Below are 16511 nucleotides of genomic sequence, written 5' to 3' on the forward strand. Positions count from 1 at the left end.
CGCACGTCTCCTGTCTCGTCGCGCCGCCGCCGTTACGCCTCGTCCCTGGGCGCGCCGTGCGCGGGCACGCCTTCCGCCGCTTCCGCCACTTCCGCCGCGTACCACGCCGCGGGCGGCACGGTCCGCAGTCCGGCGCGCGCCTCCTCGGTGGCCAGCACGGCCAGCACCAGGTGCCACATCGCCGCCGTCCGGTCCGCCACCTCGATCGCGGGCGTCCCGCGCCAGGCCATCGCCTCGGTGCCGGCGACGACCGCGGCCACCAGCGTCTCGGCGGCCTCCTGCGTCACCGACTCGTTCAGGCAACGCTCCGCCCGCGCCTGCCGCAGCAAACTCCAGGCGGCGGTCACGCACGTGACGTGGTAGTCGATGACGTGCTCCTCCTGTCCGGAGCGCTCCTGGCCGATGCGCAGGCTCGCCCGGACCGCGGGCTCGTCGGACAGCCAGCGGGCGAGCGCGTGCGTCAGGTCGATGAGCGTCTGGAGCGGCGAGCCGTTGACGCCGTGCAACTCGTTCAGCGTCTCGGTGAGCAGTTCGCGACTGCGCTGCTGCACCTGCATGGCCAGCTCGTCCTTGGAGGCGAAGTGGAAGTAGAGCGCACCCTTCGTCACCTGGGCATAACGGCTGATGTCACTCATCGTCGCCTCGGCGTAACCGAACTTGTCGATCACCTCGGCCGCAGCCGCCAATAACCTACGGCGGGTCCGCCCGGATCTCTCCTGCATCGCCCGTCAACTCTCCTTGTCCCGTGCCGATGTCGGAACCTCCCAGAATAAACCGTTCATGCGGTTTGTAAATCCCGCCCCTTCCCCGGTGGAACGGCGGGACCGAATGCCTCGTCCATGCCGCACCGACCGGCTCCGGCGGCATGCACGTGCACAAGCCCCCTCGCTCACCTGCGTACTTGCCTCTTCGCTCCAAACGAGCGCCCCCCGGCGCACGTCCACCGGTACACGCCCGGTGGTCACCGAGTGTCTGTTTCCCCATCCTGTTTTTCTTCACACGTGCCCCGACCCAACAACCGCCGTCTGTTTTCCCGGCGCGGAACGCGGGCGGGATCAGGCGGCCCGCCCCGCCCGGGAGCCGCCGCGCGAGGCGCGGAGCACCCTCCACAGGACCGCGGGCCGCATCAGGGACGACGCCGGGGACACCAGGGCCACCACCCGCAGATAGGCCCTGGCCACCTCCTCGTCGTACCGGGCGGCCACTTGGAGCCGCCGCACATAGGCGTGCCCGAGCCGTACGGCGGGCGGCCGCGGCCCCACCACACCGGGGAAGGCCAGGTCGGCGCTCGTCGTCAGGCGCCACGCCGGGCCGACGGCCCGGCGGGCCAGGTCGCGGAAGTACGGGCGGGGCCGCGGCAGCCGCCCGTCCGCCACGTGGTCGCGGAGGACCAGGGCGCCCAGCGCGGCCACCGTCATGCCCTGCGCGTAGGCCGGGTTGAGGCTGCACACGCTGTCGCCGAGCAGCACCAGGCCGCGGGGGAACCGGCGCAGCCGCTCGTAGCGGCGCCTGAGGTTCGCCGGGAAGCGGTGGCCCACCGGGGGGCCGACGGGGTCGAGGTCCTTGATCGCCTCGTAGGCGTCCGGCGCCTGGAGCGAACGGACGAACTCCAGGAAGCCGTCCGGGTCGGTCGGCGGGTGGTCGCCGAGCATGCCGTTGACGACGACCATGAGCAGGTCGTCCTCGGTCTTGACGCACATGGCGCCGCGCGGGCTCTCCACCGAGGCGACGACGGCGATCTCGCACTCGCCCCGCTCCAGGGTGTCCCGGGCCATGCGGTATTGGCGCGTCGCATAGCCGAGCCGGACGTCGAGCCGGTCCACCGCGGCCTCGGAATAGCCGAATTCCCGCAGCCACACCGGTGTGCGGGAGCCCCGCCCGGTCGCGTCCACGACGAGATCGGCGGGCAGCACTTCCTCCGCGCCCCCGCCGCCCGCGCCCCCGCCCGCCGCCCGGACCCGCACGCCGGTGACGCGGCTCGCGCCCGCGGCGGTCACGAGGCCGCAGACGTCCAGCCGTTCGCGGAACGTGACGTTCGGCAGCACCTGGACCCGCGCCCGCACGTGACGTTCGAGGAACGGCCGGCTCAGCGTCAGGGTCATCAGCCCGGAGGGCGAGTTGCGTATGCGTTCTCCGTCGAATATCAGCCGCACATTCGCCGTCATGTCACCGAGCGGCGCCCCGTCCTTGACCATTTCCTCGGTTATCCCGGGCAGCAGTTCCTCGATGACCGCCAGGCCACGGGCCTGAAGGCCGTGTGCCTGCCGCCCCTGCGGCACGCCGCGCCGCGGCCCCTCCACTCCCGCGAGTACGTCCCGGTCCACCACCGTGACGTCGGTGAACGCGTCGGAAAGCACCCGGGCCGCCAACAGCCCGGCCATGCCCCCACCCATGACGACCGCACGGCCGCCGACATGATTCCCCACTCGGGTCAGCTCCTCGAGTCCGTGAGCGTTTGCTCGGATTCCCCCGCGCATGCCTCGCGCATACCTCGCGCATCACACGCACATAACACGCGGAACGGCCGTGAATACACCTGCGGAATTCGGGCCGGATACGCCGGGGCGACGGACCGAAATGCGCGCTTCGGACCGCCCCGGCCGCGACCGTATCCGGTCCGCGCCGTGACCGGTCGCACGGTCGGCGCCGACGGTAGGCGATTCGCCGGGGCTTGAACGAACATCAAGCGCGCGCAGGCGCGTTATGCATTCCCGCCGGATCGCACTACGCTGCCCCTCCGTAACACGGTGGCGCTGCCGCTCCGCGGAATCCGCCAATCCGGTCCGCATTTCTGCCGGCGGGATTCCGCGGGGACACCGCCGCCCGTGCCACGGAAGGCTTGGCGGCCGGGCCCGTTGCCGGGCAAGCCGGCCGCCGGGGAGGGGGAGGAATTGCAGGGGGGCATGGAGACATCACCGATACCGAACGCGGCAGGGGCCGACCGGTTACTGGGGGAGCTGCGGCGCCTGTCGGCGCACGACCCGCGGACCGTGCCGCAGGCACTGATCGACTGGCTGGACACGGAGACCGGCGCGCGCGTCGCCTGGCTGGACGGCCACGGGCGCATCGTCCTGTCCTCGCCCGGCTTCCCGCCGGGCGTGCTCGATCCCGTCCGCCCGGTGCTCGCGCAGCTCGCCGCGGGGCGTATGGCCGCCGCGGTGACGCGGTCCGGCGCCCTTCAGATGCGCTGCGAAGCGCACGGCAGCGGGCCACTGCGCCCGGTGCTGGTCGTCGCGGGGCCTGTGCTCTCGCGAAGCGCCGCCGCACTCGTCTCGCACGCCGTTCCGCTGCTGGCCGCCCTGGTCGCCGCGCGCGCGGCCGAGACCGCGTCCCGCGGCTACCGCGAGAAGTCGGGCCGGCTGCGGCTCGCCGTGTTCATGGCGCTGATGTCGGGCGACCCGACGCTGGCGCGCCGCATGACGGTCGGCGCCGCTCCCCCGCTGCTCGACGCCGACCGGCTCCGGGTGCGGCTGCTCGCCTGCGCGCCCGGGGACCGCACGCGGCTGACCGACCGCTACCAGGACGCCGCGGGCTACCACGGCCGCAACCTCCTGGTCCGCTGCCCCGTCTACGACGACCACCTGATCTGCCTGACCGCCGAGGGCACCGGCCGCAGCAGCCGCCTCGCGGGCGAACTGCGCCGCCTGGTCGACGACAACCCCGGCTACGCGCTGGGTATCAGCGACCCGCACCCGCCGGCCGAGACCTCCGCGGCGTACGAGCAGGCCCGCCACGCGCTCGCGGTCGCCCGCGGCATGCCGGGGCGCGTCGCCGCGTACCGCGGGCAGGCGCCGCTGGAACGTTTCCTGCCGCGCGAGCCCGCGCTCGCCTGGGCCACGGAGTTCCTCGGGCCGGTGAGCGACGTCCCGAAGCTGACGATCGACGTGACGCGGCTGGCCCTGACGTTCTCCAACTCCGGGGTGGCGCGCCTGCTCGGGATCAGCCGCAACACCGTCGCGGCCCACCTGAAGCGCATCGAGGAGGCGCTGGGGCTCAGCCAGAAGAGCGTCCTGGCGCGCGCCACGCTGGCCCTCGCGCTGTCCATCACGGGCCCGCAGCACCCCGCGCCCCCGTACCCGGGCGCCGCGGGGCGGCGGGACGCGCCCGGTCTTGACGAGCTGCTGCGGACCCCGGCGGCGACCGCCTGGGCCGGGGCGGTCCTCAGCGACCTCGACGATCCGGCCGGCCGGGACCTGCGCGGCACGCTGCGGGCCTGGATCGAGACCGACGCGAACGCGCAGCGGACGGGACACCGTCTCGGGGTCAGCCGCGGCACGGTCGCCGCCCGCCTGCGGGCCGCCGAACGCCTGCTGAACCGCGACCTGTTGACGACGGGCGCCGGGGTGCACGACGTGGTGCACGCGCTGCGCATCAGCGGTGACCTGGCGCGCCCCGGCTGAGCCGACTTGTGCACTGTGCACAGCCCGCGGGCGATTCTGCGCACTGTGAACGGTGGCCCGCGGCCCGGGATCTCCCTAACGTCCTCGGTGAGCGCAGGGCCGCGGAGGAGTCCTGCGACACACGGGGGGGTGAGCCCGTAGGGGCAGGCCGGGGCCGGGGGGCCCGGCCTGCCCGCCCCCGTTCCCGCCCGTTCTCTGCCGTTCTGCCACGCCTTCCGGCCGCACCTTCGAGCACGCCTTCCGGCCGCGCCGGCCCGCGCCGGCCCGCGCCGCGCACGATCGCTGAGCGCGGGCCGGGGCCGCCGGGCGGCCCCCCGACCGCCCGGCACCCATGAGCTTGCTGGTGCGGCGCGACGCGGGGCAAGAGGTGGCGGCCGTCCCGGACAGACAGGACCTGTCCGGCCTGGTCAGCGCCCTGTACGGAACGGCGCGGCGCCCGTTCTCACATGCGGTCCGGTGCCTCGATGCCCAGCAGGGCGAGGCCCTGTGCCAGCGTTTCGCGCGTCAGACCGCACAGGGCGAGCCGGTTGGCGCGGACACCGGTCGGCACGCCTTCCTTCAGGACCGGGCAGGACTCGTAGAAGGTGGTGAACGCCTTCGCCAGGGCGTAGAGGTACGTGGCGAGCTGGTGCGGCTCCAGCGTCTCCGCGACCGCGTCGAGCGCCGCGCCGAACTCGTCGAGCTCCAGCGCGAGCGCGTGCTCGGCCGGCTCCAGGGCGAGGCCGGTGTCGAAGCGGGCGGTCTCGGCGCCCTGTTCACCGGCCTTGCGGATGATGGACGCGATCCTGGTGTGCGTGTACTGGAGGTAGACGCCGGTCTGGCCGTTGAAGCTGACCATGCGGTCCACGTCGAAGGAGTAGTCCTTCGTCCTGGAGGTGGACAGCTCCGCGTACTTCACCGCGCCGATGCTCGCCACGTGCGCGATGGCGTCCAGCTCCTCGGCCCCGAGCCCCGGGTCCTTCTCGGCGACGACCTCGCGCGCCCGCCGCAGCGCGTTGTCGAGCAGGTCGGCCAGGCGCACCGTGCCGCCGGAACGGGTCTTGAACGGCCTGCCGTCCGGCCCGTTGATGGTGCCGTTCGCGGCGTGCACCGCCCGGACCCCCTCGGTGAGCCACCCCGCCCGGCGGGCCGTCTCGAAGATCATCTGGAAGTGCTGCGACTGGCGGGCGTCCACAACGTAGACCAGCCGCGTTCCCTTCAGCTCCCGGATGCTGTACCGGATGGTGGCGAGGTCCGTCGCCGCGTAGCCGAAACCGCCGTCGGTCTTCTGCACCAGCAGCGGCACGGGCTGGTCGTCGAAGAAGACGGCCTTCGCGCCCTCGCTGTCCCGCAGGATGCCCTTCTCGCGCAGCTCGTCCACGACCTCCTGGAGCCACGGGTTGTAGAACGACTCGCCCAGCACGTCGTCGAGGGTGAGCAGCACGCCGAGACGTTCGTAGATCTGCTGGAACGCGGTCTCGGACTCGCCGACGATCTCCCGCCAGGCGGCCACCGTCTCCTCGTCACCGGCCTGGAGGGCCACCACGCGCCGCTGGGCGCGCTGCTTGAACTCGGGGTCGGCGTCGAACTCCTGCCGGGCGGTGCGGTACAGCGCGTCCAGCGCCGAGACCGCGCCCGCGGTCTCGCCCTGGCCGACCTCCTTGCCGCGCCACGCGGCTTCCGGGTGCTCGAACAGGTACTGGATCAGCATGCCGAACTGGGTGCCCCAGTCGCCCACATGGTTCTGCCGTACCACCTTGGCCCCGAGGAAGCCGAGCACGCGTGCCAGGGCGTCGCCGATCAGCGTGGAACGCAGGTGCCCGACGTGCATCTCCTTGGCCACATTCGGCGCCGAGTAGTCGATCACGGCGGTCTCCCCCGCCTGGCCGGCCGGCACCCCGAGCCGCGGGTCCGCGGCGCGGGCCGCGAGGCGGCCGAGCAGCGCCGCGTCGGAGAGCGTGATGTTGAGGAAGCCGGGCCCCGAGACCTCGACGGAGGCAAGCGCCGCCGCCCCGCTCACCCTGTCCCGCAGCTCGCCCGCCAGCTCCCGCGGGTTGCGGCCCAGGCGCTTGGCCAGCGACAGGGCGGCATTGGCCTGGTAGTCCGCCCGGTCGGAACGTCGCACGAGCGGGTCCTGGGTGGCGAGCTCGGGCGGCAGCACCTCCGCCATCGCCGCACGCACTGCCGCTTCCACCTCACCGGCCAGCGGTTGGATCTGCTCAGCCATGTTCGCGAACCACTCCTGTGTCCGAGGGACCGTAGTGCGTCAAGCATGACAGGGCGGCGGAGCCGCGGACGCGCGAGGTGGCGGCAGGCGGCCCCGCGCGGGCCGGGACCGCGGGTCTCGGAGCTCCTACTATTAATAGTAGGAGGTCACGGCGATGCCGCTGCGCGGCGCTACGGCGTCACGGGGGCGAGCCACAGGCCGATCAGTGCGTCGATCATCCCGGTCTCGTACTCGGCCCAGGTCGACCTGGCGGTGTGGGTGCCCTCGGCCAGGGCTCGTTCGCGCTCGGCGAGCATGTGCAGTTGCAGGTGCCGGGCCATGTCGCCGCGTTCGAGGCGAACGGGCAGTGGCAGCTCGGGCAGGCAGCGGTTGAGCCCGTCGACGGTCCGCTCCAGCGAGGGCCCGAAGGTCTCGTCGACCACGATGTCCCGCAGCTGCGGGTCGGTCATCAGCTGGACGACGAACCGCGCGTACCAGGTGGGGGCGCCCAGCTCGGCCAGGTGCCGGGTGCCGGGGCGTACGAGGCAGGACACCCAGTCGCGCACGTCGGTGGAGTCGCCGATCTCGTCGAGCATCGCCACGCGCAGCGTGTCCGTCCGCTCGCCGTGCCTGCGCACGATGGCCCGCAGCAGGTCGGTCTTGGTGCCGAAGTGGTACCCGACGGCGGCGTTGTTGCCCTGCCCCGCGGCCTCGCTGATCTGCCGGTTGGACACGGCGAACACCCCGCGTTCCGCGAACAGCCGCTCCGCGACGGCGAGGATCAGCTCCCTGGTGCCGCCGGCCCGGTCCGCTCTCGCCGACCTGCCGGATGCCCGTGCCGGGGTGCCGTGCGTGTGGTCCATCGTGCGCTCCCTTCGCCACCGGCGGCTCCGGACCAGTGAACGCGCCCTGTTACCTTTACGTCAAGCGCATGACTTAAAAGCCGACACGGAGGTCACCAGTGGTGACGAGTACGCCACCCCCGGCCGCGACGAAGTCCGCCAACAGCATCGTCGCGGTGCTCGCCCTTGCGGGAATCGTCGTGTCCCTGATGCAGACGATCATGATTCCGCTGGTGCCCGAACTGCCCCGGCTCCTGAACGCCTCGTCGTCCGACGCCGCCTGGGCGATCACCGCGACGCTCCTCGCCGGAGCCGTCGCCACCCCGGTGACGGGCCGTCTCGGGGACATGTACGGCAAGCGGCGCATGCTCCTGGTCAGCCTCGCCCTGCTGATCGCCGGCTCGGTGATCGGCGCGCTCAGCGACAGCCTGATACCGATGATCGTCGGACGTACGCTCCAGGGCCTTGCCGCGGGCGTCATCCCGCTGGGCATCAGCATCATGCGCGACGAACTGCCGCCCCACCGGCTCGGCGCCGCCACCGCGCTGATGAGCGCCTCGCTCGGCATCGGCGGCGCGCTCGGCCTGCCCGCGTCCGCCTTCCTCGCCGAACGCGTCGACTGGCACGTCCTGTTCTGGGGCGCGGCCGGCATGGGCGCACTCGCCACCGCGTTCGTGGTGCTCCTCATCCCCGAATCCGGGGTCCGCGGCGGCGGGCGTTTCGACCTGGTCGGCGCCGCCGGGCTGTCCGCGGCGCTGGTCTGCCTGCTGCTCGCGATCTCCAAGGGCGGCGACTGGGGCTGGACCAGCGGGCTCACCCTCGGCCTGTTCTGCGCCTCGGCCGCCATCCTCGCCCTGTGGGTCTCGTGGGAACGGCGCGCGGCCGAACCGCTGGTCGACCTGCGCACCACCGTGCGCCGCCAGGTGCTGCTGACCAACCTCGCCTCCGCCGTCTTCGGCTTCGCGATGTTCGCGATGTCGCTCGTGCTGCCCCAGTTGCTCCAGCTGCCGGAGGCCACCGGCTACGGCCTGGGCGCGTCGATGCTGACCGTCGGCCTGGTCATGGGCCCCTCCGGCCTGGTCATGATGGCCGTCGCGCCGATGTCCGCGCTCATCTCCCGCACCCGCGGACCCAAGGTCACGCTGATGGCGGGTGCCGTCGTCGTCGCGGCCGGGTACGGACTCGGCACCGTGCTCATGTCGGCGATCTGGCAACTCGTCCTGGTCTCCGCGGTGATCGGCGCCGGCATCGGCCTCGCCTACGGCGCCATGCCGGCCCTGATCATGGCCGCCGTGCCCGTCTCGGAAACCGCCGCGGCCAACAGCCTCAACACCCTGATGCGTTCCATCGGCACCTCCGTCTCCAGCGCCGTCGCGGCAGTCGTCCTCGCCCAGATGACCCTCACGCTCGGGGCCGCCACCGTGCCGAGCCAGAACGGCTTCCGCGTCGTCATGGCCATCGGCGCCGGCGCCGCCCTCGCCGCCCTGGCCATCGCCGCCTTCCTGCCCGCCCACCGCCCGGCCGCCCCACCGGCCCAGCACGCACCGCACCCCGCCGCCCCCGCCACCGTCGCGGCCGACGGCTGACGGCCGCCGGGGCCGCCGGGGCGCACCGCTCACCGGGCCAAAGCGGGCCGCGGGAAGGATCATCCGACCGCACAACCCACACGTTCGGGCGATCCGTGGTCTCGCCGCGTGTCGCGGACCTGGCTCCGGGCTAGTCAATGGCTACCCGGCCCGGAAGTCCGACGCCGCCGGAGAGAATCGCCGCGGCGGACAGCGTCGTACCGCGTCTTCCAGAAATGAGTGAGGCATGGCCAAGAGCCTTGAAGAAATCACCAGAAAACTCGTCGGTGATCTCACTGATGATCTGAAAGGTGCATTTGACGAAGTGGCCGCACTCGGCCCGGACAGGGAGGCCGGCGGACCGGGACGTCCCACGGGCCCGGAAGCGGACCGCGGGCCTGCGAAGGGGGACGATCCGGCGGACCGGGTCGCCGCGTTGCTCGGTGCGCTGCGGTCCGTGGCCGACGGGGTCACCGCGGACATCAGGCGAAGGTCACGGGGCTAGGTCGTGTCGTTTGGATCTTCGTGGATCAGGTCGCGTCGTTGGATGCGGTGCTCCCCCAGCCTGGCGGCGGGGAGGTGCCCCCATCGGCGGAGGATCGCAGCTCGTACGTGGGGGCACCTCCCGGACGAAGTCTGGGGGACGTACTCGCGCGATGCGACAACTGGGCCCCTCCTGCCCGGTGGCGGGCAAGGAGGGAGAGGTGCCGTAGCTGGGGTCACCTCCCTGGGGGCACCTCCCGGACGAAGTCTGGGGGAGGAGTCTGGGGGCGGCGCGGCCCCGCGAAGATCCGAACGACACGGCCCAGGCAGGCCGGCGGCGGGCAAGGCGGCCACGGGTTGAGCAGCACGCGGCGGCGAGTGGTGACCCGGGTTCTGGGTGATCTGCTGGCCACGGAGATCAGGAATATCGTCGGGCCACGACGCGGTGGCCTCCCGGCGCAGGGGATCGAGCGCGCACGGAAAGTCCGGGCGGCACTGGAAGATCTGGGCCCTTTCTGGATCAAGGTCGGACAGATTCTGTCGACGCGGCCCGACATCGTCCCTGAATACGTTCTTCCTGAGCTGGCAAAGCTGCACGATCACGCCAACGTCCTCCCGTTCTCTCAGCTGGAGCCGGTGCTCGATGAGGAGCTGGGTCCGGGCTGGACAGCGCGATTCTCCGACATCGATACGGACCAGCCGCTGGGGGCCGCCTCCCTCGCGCAGGTCTACCGGGCGGATCTGCCGGACGGCAGGGCCGCGGTGGTGAAGATCCAGCGGCCCGGCGTCCGGGACGTGATGCTGCAGGACATGGCACTGCTGCGCAGGACCACCCGCCTCATCGGCCGGGCGGCGCCGCGGTTCAGTTCGCTCATCGACGCCGAGGCCATGCTCGCGGTCATTTTCGATGCGATGCGGCCGGAGTTGGACTTCACCAGCGAAGCGCGCAATATGAAGAGAGCCCGCGAGCTGGCGAGCGGATTCGACCACCTCGCGGTTCCCTATGTGTACACGGCAACCCCTCGGGTCCTGGTGCAGAGCCTCGCCCCCGGCACGTCCATCCGCCATGCCGATCCGGACGCCTTCACGACGGACGAGCGCATGGCCATCGGCCGGGACCTGCTGTCGCTCCTCTTCCGCGGATTCTTCGTCGACCGCTTCTTCCATGCCGACCCCCACCCGGGCAACGTCTTCGTCGCCCCCGGGAAGCCGGCCACCCTGATCGACTGGGGCATGGTGGGCCGTATCGACCGTCGCACGGCGATGCTGCTGGTTCTCATCCTGCTCAACCTCGCCCAGAACGACGGCCACGGACTGGCCACGGCGTGGGCCGAGCTCGGCCATGCCACCCCCCGGGCACAACAGGCCGCCTTCATGAACGACATGGCCATGCTCGTGCCCAAGATCGCCGACGCGTCTTTGGGAGAGCTGGACTTCGGCATCACGCTGACGAAGATCGTCACCTGCTCCACGAAGCGAGGCATCAGCACGAATCCCGCAATCTCGCTGCTGGGGAAGGCGTTCGGCAATGTGGAAGGCTCGGTGCGCTGCCTGGCCCCTGAGCTGTCGGTGGTCGATGTCTTCCGCGAGGAGCTGATCACCGTGCTGCGGGCCCTCGTCGCGGAGACCACCTCCACCGAACAGATTGCCCGCACCACCATGGAACTGCTCATCGGCATCCCCACGGTGGCCGGGCAGGTCCGGGGCCTGCTGCGGGGCCTGGCCGGCGGCGTGGCCCCCAGGAGAACTTCCGGCGCCGGCTGAGCTTTCACGGTCAGGAGGTCCGGCTGACGAGGTACTCCGACAGAGCGGTCAACTCCATCCATGTCCGCGGGAGCAGGGGCACGTCCGCCAGGGCCTGGTGGGCGCGGCCGAGTGCCCGCTGTCCCTCGGCCATGACCAGGTCCCGTCCTCCGGCCTCTTCGATCAGCGCGGTGGCAGCCGCCGTGTTCTGCTCGTCGAACTCCGTTTCCGTTTCCAGCAGGCTGGCCAGGCGCCGAGCAGGGGCATCGCCCCTTGCCAGAGTCACCAGCACCGGCAGCGTCTTCTTCCGGCGTCGCAGGTCGCTGCCGACCGGCTTCCCGGTCTTCCGCGGGTCGCCCCAGATGCCGAGCGCGTCGTCGATTGTCTGGAAGGCCATGCCGAATTCCTGTCCGGCCGTGGCGAATGCCTCGACCATCCGTGGCTCACCGCCGGCCAGCAACGCGCCCAGGGCCGCCGCGCCGGCGAAAAGCGCGCCGGTCTTGCCGGCGACCATCAGCCAGTATTCCTCCGGCACGACCGCGTCCGGCCCCTGCCATGGCCGGTCCTCGAACTGGAGGTCCTGAGCCTGCCCGCGCATCAGCCCGGACAGCGCCGTGCACAGCAGGCGCAGGGCCTGCGGACACCGGTCCCCGGCCGATGTGCTCACCACCTCCACGGCGAGAGCGAGCAGCGCGTCCCCGGCCAGTACGGCGGGACCGGTACCGAAGGCCTTCCACACGGCGGGACGGTGCCGACGCCACTCGTCCTTGTCGATGATGTCGTCGTGAATCAGGCTGAAGTTGTGGATCAACTCCGCGGCGACCGCCGCGGGAATGGCCGACTCGGCCCGGCCGCCCACCGCCTCGCCGGCCAGGACCGCGAAAGCCTGCCGCACGCCCTTGCCGCCCGATCCCTCTTCCGTCGCTCCGGAGGCTCCTCCATTGCATGCGTAGAGCGCCAATTGATGTGTCGAGGGAGGCAGTCGGTCGATGGTGGCCATCAGGGCCGGCCGAACGATGCCGCGGCATCGCCTCAAGGTCTGTTGGGCGGAAGAGATTTGCTCGACAAGGGATGCGGAGGCAGGTACCACGCAGGTCTCCTCTCATCAGTCTCCCGACCCGACGAGCTCAGGCGCACCGGCCTGGAAAAGGACGGCGCCTCTGACTCCGCCAGGCAGTATCCGCAATTGAAAATCAGTAGCGCCGCATGAAACAAGACCCGGAATCAGCCGTTCACCCGAACGGGCGATGAGCGGACGATCCGGAAATCAACTTGCCGGGCATGCGACACCCCTTCGAGTGAAACGGGGGAAACCAACGATTAACCGGGCGGAGTTCGCCGAAATTCTTCTTGGAGAGTGCGCGAGATTCGCCACGCCAGGGAGGTCACCTGTGGTCACATCCGGGACCGACTTCGAAGTTCCTCCGATCTACTGCCCCGTGGAGCCCGCCATCCATCCCCGCGTCCAAGAGATCGAACGCAGGGCCAATATCTGGATCAGGCGTTCACAGATGTGCGCGACGGATGACGAATACCGGTGGATCACGGCCACTCACAGTGTGAACTTCTATGCTCGTTTCGCCCCCTTCGCCGATGACGACCGCCTGCTCGCCACCGCCCTGTGGGTTTATTGGGGGTTCGCATTCGACGACGCCCGCTGCGACAACGGCCCACTGAGCAGCCGTCCCGACCAGTTCGCGATTCTGGCCGGCCGCGTGCAGCGCGCCGTGGAGGCGCCCTCGGCGTCCGACACCAGGGAACGTCTCATTCCGCCACTGCAAAAAATCGTCGGCACCTTCCGCACTCTCGGCAGCCCCGTTCAGGTCAGACGTTTTGCGCTGGCTCATCGGGCCTGGCTCTCCGGAGTCGTCTGGCAGATCGGCAACGAGGCGGCCGGTACCATCCCCGATCTGGACGAGTATCTGGGCATGCGCCTTCTGGCCGCCGGTGGCGAACCGACCTTCGCCATGCTTGAGTTGGCAAACAACGCAGAAATTCCGGCGGGAGAGCTGGACAGTCCGCCCGTTCGGGCACTCACCGAAATGGCGATCCTTGTCGCCGCACTCGACAACGACCGGCACTCAGCCCAAAAAGAAGCCATGCGAGGCCATACCGGCCAGAACATCTACACGGTCCTCATGCGCCACCATCGCCTGTCGCTTGCCGAGGCCCTCGTCTCGGCGGCCGCTCTCAGGGACCGCGTGCTCGACCGCTTCCTCCAGCTTGCCGCACGCGTGCGTGCGCGGGCCAGCATGGAACTGCGCACCTATCTCCAGGGGCTCGGCCACGGGATTCGCGGCAACGCGGAATGGGGCCTGCGGGTCCCCCGTTACCTCAGCCTCGGCCAGGTGCCCGACCCGCTGGACAGCTCGACATCCCTGCACTGGGCCGAGAGCCCCACCGACCCGCGCGCCGCGCCGGGTGTCACGCCGAGCATCGCATGGTGGTGGGACGAGAACCTGGCCTGACCGGGCTGATCGACGGCCCGGGCCCGCGCCTTCCGATCGGAACTGCTCGATGCCGCACGCGCGATGTCAATCCGCGATCATCGAACTTCGTTCCCGGCGCGGCCGAAAACGAAGCCGACAACGGCGATGCGGAAATACCGGGAACGCGCCAGGTCAATATGTAAATACCTTTAACGGAAGCCCTCTTGCCCTCTCCCTGATAGCGGCTTTACGGTGGATGCGTATGACAAAGGACGCGTCCGTGCCTCCAACTTCCTGGAAGAGGCAGCGGAAAGGACTAATGGCGTGGCAAAGAGCCTGACCAACACCGTGAGGGATTTGGTGGGCGACCTCACCGATGACCTCAAGGAAGCGTTCGACGATGTTGTCGACCACAGCGGGCGCAGGCAGTGGCGGTCTCGCTCGCCCTGGGGCCCGTTTCCGCCCGTCGCTCCTCCGCCGCCCTGGGGAGCGCTCGTCCCGCCTACCGGCGGCCCGCCGCCTCCCTGGAGCCCACTTCCACCGCCCTGGGGGGCGCCGCCCCCACCAGGCCCGCCTCCCGGCGGCCCTCCGCCGCCACCTCCGTGGGCCCTTCTCCCACCCCCCTGGGGACCGCCTCCGCCACCGGCCCCTCCGCCACCAGGCGGCGGTCCGGGCCCGCTGGCCGAGGCCGGCGGCCCGCAGAGCCGCACTGACGGCAACGACGCCGGGGGCGGCGGCGTCCCGGCACAGCGGCACTACGGCGACAGATGGGACGCCCTGGCAGACCAGATGAACTCACTGGTCGAGCTTCTGCGTTCCCTCAGCGACCAGGAGGGGAAGCCCGGAGACCCGGGCCGCTGATGCCACCGGATGGCCGTGATGCGGGCCGCTGTTCACGGCGGCCCGTCCGCACGGGAGTTGCTCCGCACCTGCTGGTGAGCCTCAAATGGTCTCGGCGACCGGCACGATGAGGGGCGGAGGCTGCACACATGGACGACGTCGAGCTGGACGAGCCCGGCCTGCGTGCCCTCCTGCGGGCTCAGCACCCGGACCTCGCCGACCTCGCCCTCCGCCCGGCACCCCTCAGCTGGGACAACCAACTGTGGTGTCTCGGCGAGGAGTTGGTCGTACGCCTGCCCCGCACGGAGCGCGCCCCCGACCTGCTCCGCAAAGAGCACACGTGGCTCCCACGTCTGGCCCCCCGCCTGCCGCTGCCGGTGCCGGTCCCCCTGCGGTTCGGCGAGCCGACCGCGCGCTTCCCGAAGCCCTGGACCATCGCCGCGTGGGTACCGGGCGAGCCGGCCGACCGCGCGCCGATCAGCCGGGGCCACCACGCGGCCGACGCCCTGGCGGGCTTCCTGCGGGCCCTCCACCAGCAGGCGCCGCCCGACGCGCCCACCAGTCGGCTGCGCAGCGTTCCCCTCGGCACACACATCGCGGGCATGGACACCCAGTTCCGGGACGTCGCCTCCCGCGTGCCGCGCGCCGTGCTCGACGTGTGGCACGACGCCCTCGCCGCGCCCGGCTGGGCGGGGCCGCCGGTATGGCTGCACGGCGACCTCCACCCGGCGAACGTCGTCGTCGCGGACGGAACGCTCGCTGGCATCGTCGACTTCGGCGAACTCTGCGCCGGCGACCCGGCGGCCGACCTCGCGGCCGCCTGGCTGCTCCTGCCCGCGGGCGCGAACAACCGCTTCTTCGAGGTGTACGCGCCCGCGGACGAGGCGACGATCCGCCGCGCACGGGGGTGGGCCGTGCTGCTCGGAGTGATGCTCGTCTGCATCGGCCAGGCGGGCGAACGCGGCCTCCCCGGCGGCAAGCCGACCTGGGCACCAGCCGGCACGAAGGCACTCGACCGCGTGCTCGCGTCCGGGGGCGGGGCGGGGGCGACACACCGATAGTTATCTGACTAGAGTCAGAGAATGGATGCAGCGCAGATCGGCCAGTTGCGGCGGTTCAACCGCACCGTCACCGCGCGCGTGGGTGTGCTCCACGACCGTTACCTGGGCCGCGACCGGCCCGTCGGCGAGGCCAGGCTGCTGTGGGAGATCGGCGAAGAGGGCCGCGATGTGCGGCAGTTGCGGGAGCGGCTCGGGCTCGACTCCGGGTACGTCAGCCGCCTGCTCCGCGCCCTGGAGACCGGCGGCCTGGTGACCGTGGTGACCCGGCCAGGGGACCGGCGGGTGCGGACCGCGCGGCTCACCGAGGCCGGCCGCGCGGAGCGCGCCGCGCTCGACGGCCGCAGCGACGACCTGGCCCGTTCGCTGCTCGAACCGCTCAACGCGGACCAGCGCGCCCGGCTCGTCGCCGCCATGGCGGAGGTCGAACACCTGCTGACGGCCGCCACCGTGGCCTTGGAGCCCACCGACCCCGACCACCCCGACGCCCGGCACTGCCTGCGGTCGTACTTCGCCGAGATGCAGGCGTGCTTCGACACCGGTTTCGACCCGGGCCACAGCCTGCTGCCCGACGCGGGCGCCCTCAGGCCCCCGCAGGGCCTGTTCCTCGTCGCCCGGCTGCACGGCGAGCCCGTCGGCTGCGCGGGGCTGAAACTGCCGCCCGACGCCCCGGCGGAGATCAAGCGCATGTGGGTGGCACCCCGCGCGCGGGGCCTCGGCCTGGGGCGCCGCTTCCTGGCCGATCTTGAGACGCGGGCCGCCCGGGCGGGACACACCGTGCTGCGCCTGGACACCAACAAGGCACTCACCGCCGCGATCGGCCTGTACCACTCCGCCGGCTTCCGCGAGGTGGCCGCCTTCAACGACGAGCCTTACGCGCACCACTGGTTCGAGAAGCACGTCGCGGCGCCTCCGGCGGGGTGACGACCGGCCCGCCCGCGGGGCGCGCGGCTCAAAACGGTGGCC

General features: G+C 71.5%; 12 protein-coding genes. 7 read left to right on the forward strand and 5 right to left on the reverse strand.

Features of this window, described 5'->3' with window-relative positions; genetic code table 11:
- Window positions 1-32 precede the first annotated feature (32 nt).
- On the reverse strand, window positions 33-722 hold the full coding sequence (locus RM779_RS16835) for a ScbR family autoregulator-binding transcription factor (protein ID WP_311618514.1): 690 nt from the start codon (window positions 720-722) through the stop codon (window positions 33-35).
- Window positions 723-1055: 333 nt separating this feature from the next.
- Entirely contained in the window at window positions 1056-2381 is a 1326-nt protein-coding gene (locus tag RM779_RS16840; RefSeq protein ID WP_394813313.1) for an FAD-dependent oxidoreductase, read from the reverse strand.
- Window positions 2382-2903: 522 nt separating this feature from the next.
- Here RM779_RS16840 and RM779_RS16845 point away from each other — a divergent pair.
- Complete coding sequence (locus RM779_RS16845) at window positions 2904-4400, forward strand: helix-turn-helix domain-containing protein (protein WP_311618515.1); 1497 nt, start codon at window positions 2904-2906, stop codon at window positions 4398-4400.
- Window positions 4401-4842: 442 nt separating this feature from the next.
- Here RM779_RS16845 and argS read toward each other — a convergent pair whose 3' ends face one another.
- Both argS and RM779_RS16855 read right to left on the reverse strand, forming a co-directional pair.
- Entirely contained in the window at window positions 4843-6606 is a 1764-nt protein-coding gene (gene argS, locus RM779_RS16850; protein ID WP_311618516.1) for an arginine--tRNA ligase, read from the reverse strand.
- A 170-nt stretch (window positions 6607-6776) separates the two neighbouring features.
- Complete coding sequence (locus tag RM779_RS16855) at window positions 6777-7448, reverse strand: TetR/AcrR family transcriptional regulator (RefSeq protein ID WP_311618517.1); 672 nt, start codon at window positions 7446-7448, stop codon at window positions 6777-6779.
- Between the two features lie 101 nt (window positions 7449-7549).
- Here RM779_RS16855 and RM779_RS16860 point away from each other — a divergent pair, with 101 nt between their 5' ends.
- From RM779_RS16860 to RM779_RS16870, 3 genes are all read left to right on the forward strand, one after another.
- The gene (locus RM779_RS16860) at window positions 7550-9013 is read left to right on the forward strand and encodes an MFS transporter (RefSeq protein ID WP_311618518.1); all 1464 of its coding nucleotides are present in this window, start codon (window positions 7550-7552) and stop codon (window positions 9011-9013) included.
- Between the two features lie 226 nt (window positions 9014-9239).
- Entirely contained in the window at window positions 9240-9497 is a 258-nt protein-coding gene (locus RM779_RS16865; protein ID WP_311618519.1) for a hypothetical protein, read from the forward strand.
- 335 nt (window positions 9498-9832) lie between these two features.
- Window positions 9833-11239 carry an ABC1 kinase family protein gene (locus RM779_RS16870; RefSeq protein ID WP_311618520.1) on the forward strand — a complete coding sequence of 469 codons (1407 nt, stop codon included), beginning with the start codon at window positions 9833-9835 and terminating at the stop codon, window positions 11237-11239.
- Window positions 11240-11249: 10 nt separating this feature from the next.
- Here the strand turns inward: RM779_RS16870 and RM779_RS16875 are convergent, their stop codons facing one another.
- Window positions 11250-12308 carry a polyprenyl synthetase family protein gene (locus RM779_RS16875; RefSeq protein ID WP_311618521.1) on the reverse strand — a complete coding sequence of 353 codons (1059 nt, stop codon included), beginning with the start codon at window positions 12306-12308 and terminating at the stop codon, window positions 11250-11252.
- Between the two features lie 349 nt (window positions 12309-12657).
- On the opposite strand from RM779_RS16875, the gene RM779_RS16880 reads away from it, so the two are divergent.
- The 3 genes from RM779_RS16880 to RM779_RS16890 all read left to right on the forward strand — a co-directional run bounded on the left by RM779_RS16880 (window position 12658) and on the right by RM779_RS16890 (window position 16469).
- Entirely contained in the window at window positions 12658-13686 is a 1029-nt protein-coding gene (locus RM779_RS16880; protein ID WP_311618522.1) for a terpene synthase family protein, read from the forward strand.
- Window positions 13687-14636: 950 nt separating this feature from the next.
- Window positions 14637-15548, forward strand: a complete 912-nt coding sequence (locus RM779_RS16885; protein WP_311618523.1) for a phosphotransferase — start codon at window positions 14637-14639, stop codon at window positions 15546-15548.
- Window positions 15549-15569: 21 nt separating this feature from the next.
- Complete coding sequence (locus RM779_RS16890; RefSeq protein WP_311618524.1) at window positions 15570-16469, forward strand: bifunctional helix-turn-helix transcriptional regulator/GNAT family N-acetyltransferase; 900 nt, start codon at window positions 15570-15572, stop codon at window positions 16467-16469.
- Window positions 16470-16511 lie beyond the last annotated feature (42 nt).

It is taken from the genome of Streptomyces johnsoniae, assembly GCF_031845565.1.
GTDB lineage: Bacteria > Actinomycetota > Actinomycetes > Streptomycetales > Streptomycetaceae > Streptomyces > Streptomyces johnsoniae.

What these genes read in the sequence shown, in the direction of transcription:
- RM779_RS16845 (WP_311618515.1), top strand. Translation starts at nt 2,904, where the DNA reads ATGGAGACATCACCGATACCGAACGCGGCAGGGGCCGACCGGTTACTG.
- RM779_RS16840 (WP_394813313.1), bottom strand. Translation starts at nt 2,381, where the DNA reads ATGGCCGGGCTGTTGGCGGCCCGGGTGCTTTCCGACGCGTTCACCGAC.
- RM779_RS16855 (WP_311618517.1), bottom strand. Translation starts at nt 7,448, where the DNA reads ATGGACCACACGCACGGCACCCCGGCACGGGCATCCGGCAGGTCGGCG.
- RM779_RS16865 (WP_311618519.1), top strand. Translation starts at nt 9,240, where the DNA reads ATGGCCAAGAGCCTTGAAGAAATCACCAGAAAACTCGTCGGTGATCTC.
- RM779_RS16885 (WP_311618523.1), top strand. Translation starts at nt 14,637, where the DNA reads ATGGACGACGTCGAGCTGGACGAGCCCGGCCTGCGTGCCCTCCTGCGG.
- RM779_RS16890 (WP_311618524.1), top strand. Translation starts at nt 15,570, where the DNA reads ATGGATGCAGCGCAGATCGGCCAGTTGCGGCGGTTCAACCGCACCGTC.
- RM779_RS16835 (WP_311618514.1), bottom strand. Translation starts at nt 722, where the DNA reads ATGCAGGAGAGATCCGGGCGGACCCGCCGTAGGTTATTGGCGGCTGCG.
- argS (WP_311618516.1), bottom strand. Translation starts at nt 6,606, where the DNA reads ATGGCTGAGCAGATCCAACCGCTGGCCGGTGAGGTGGAAGCGGCAGTG.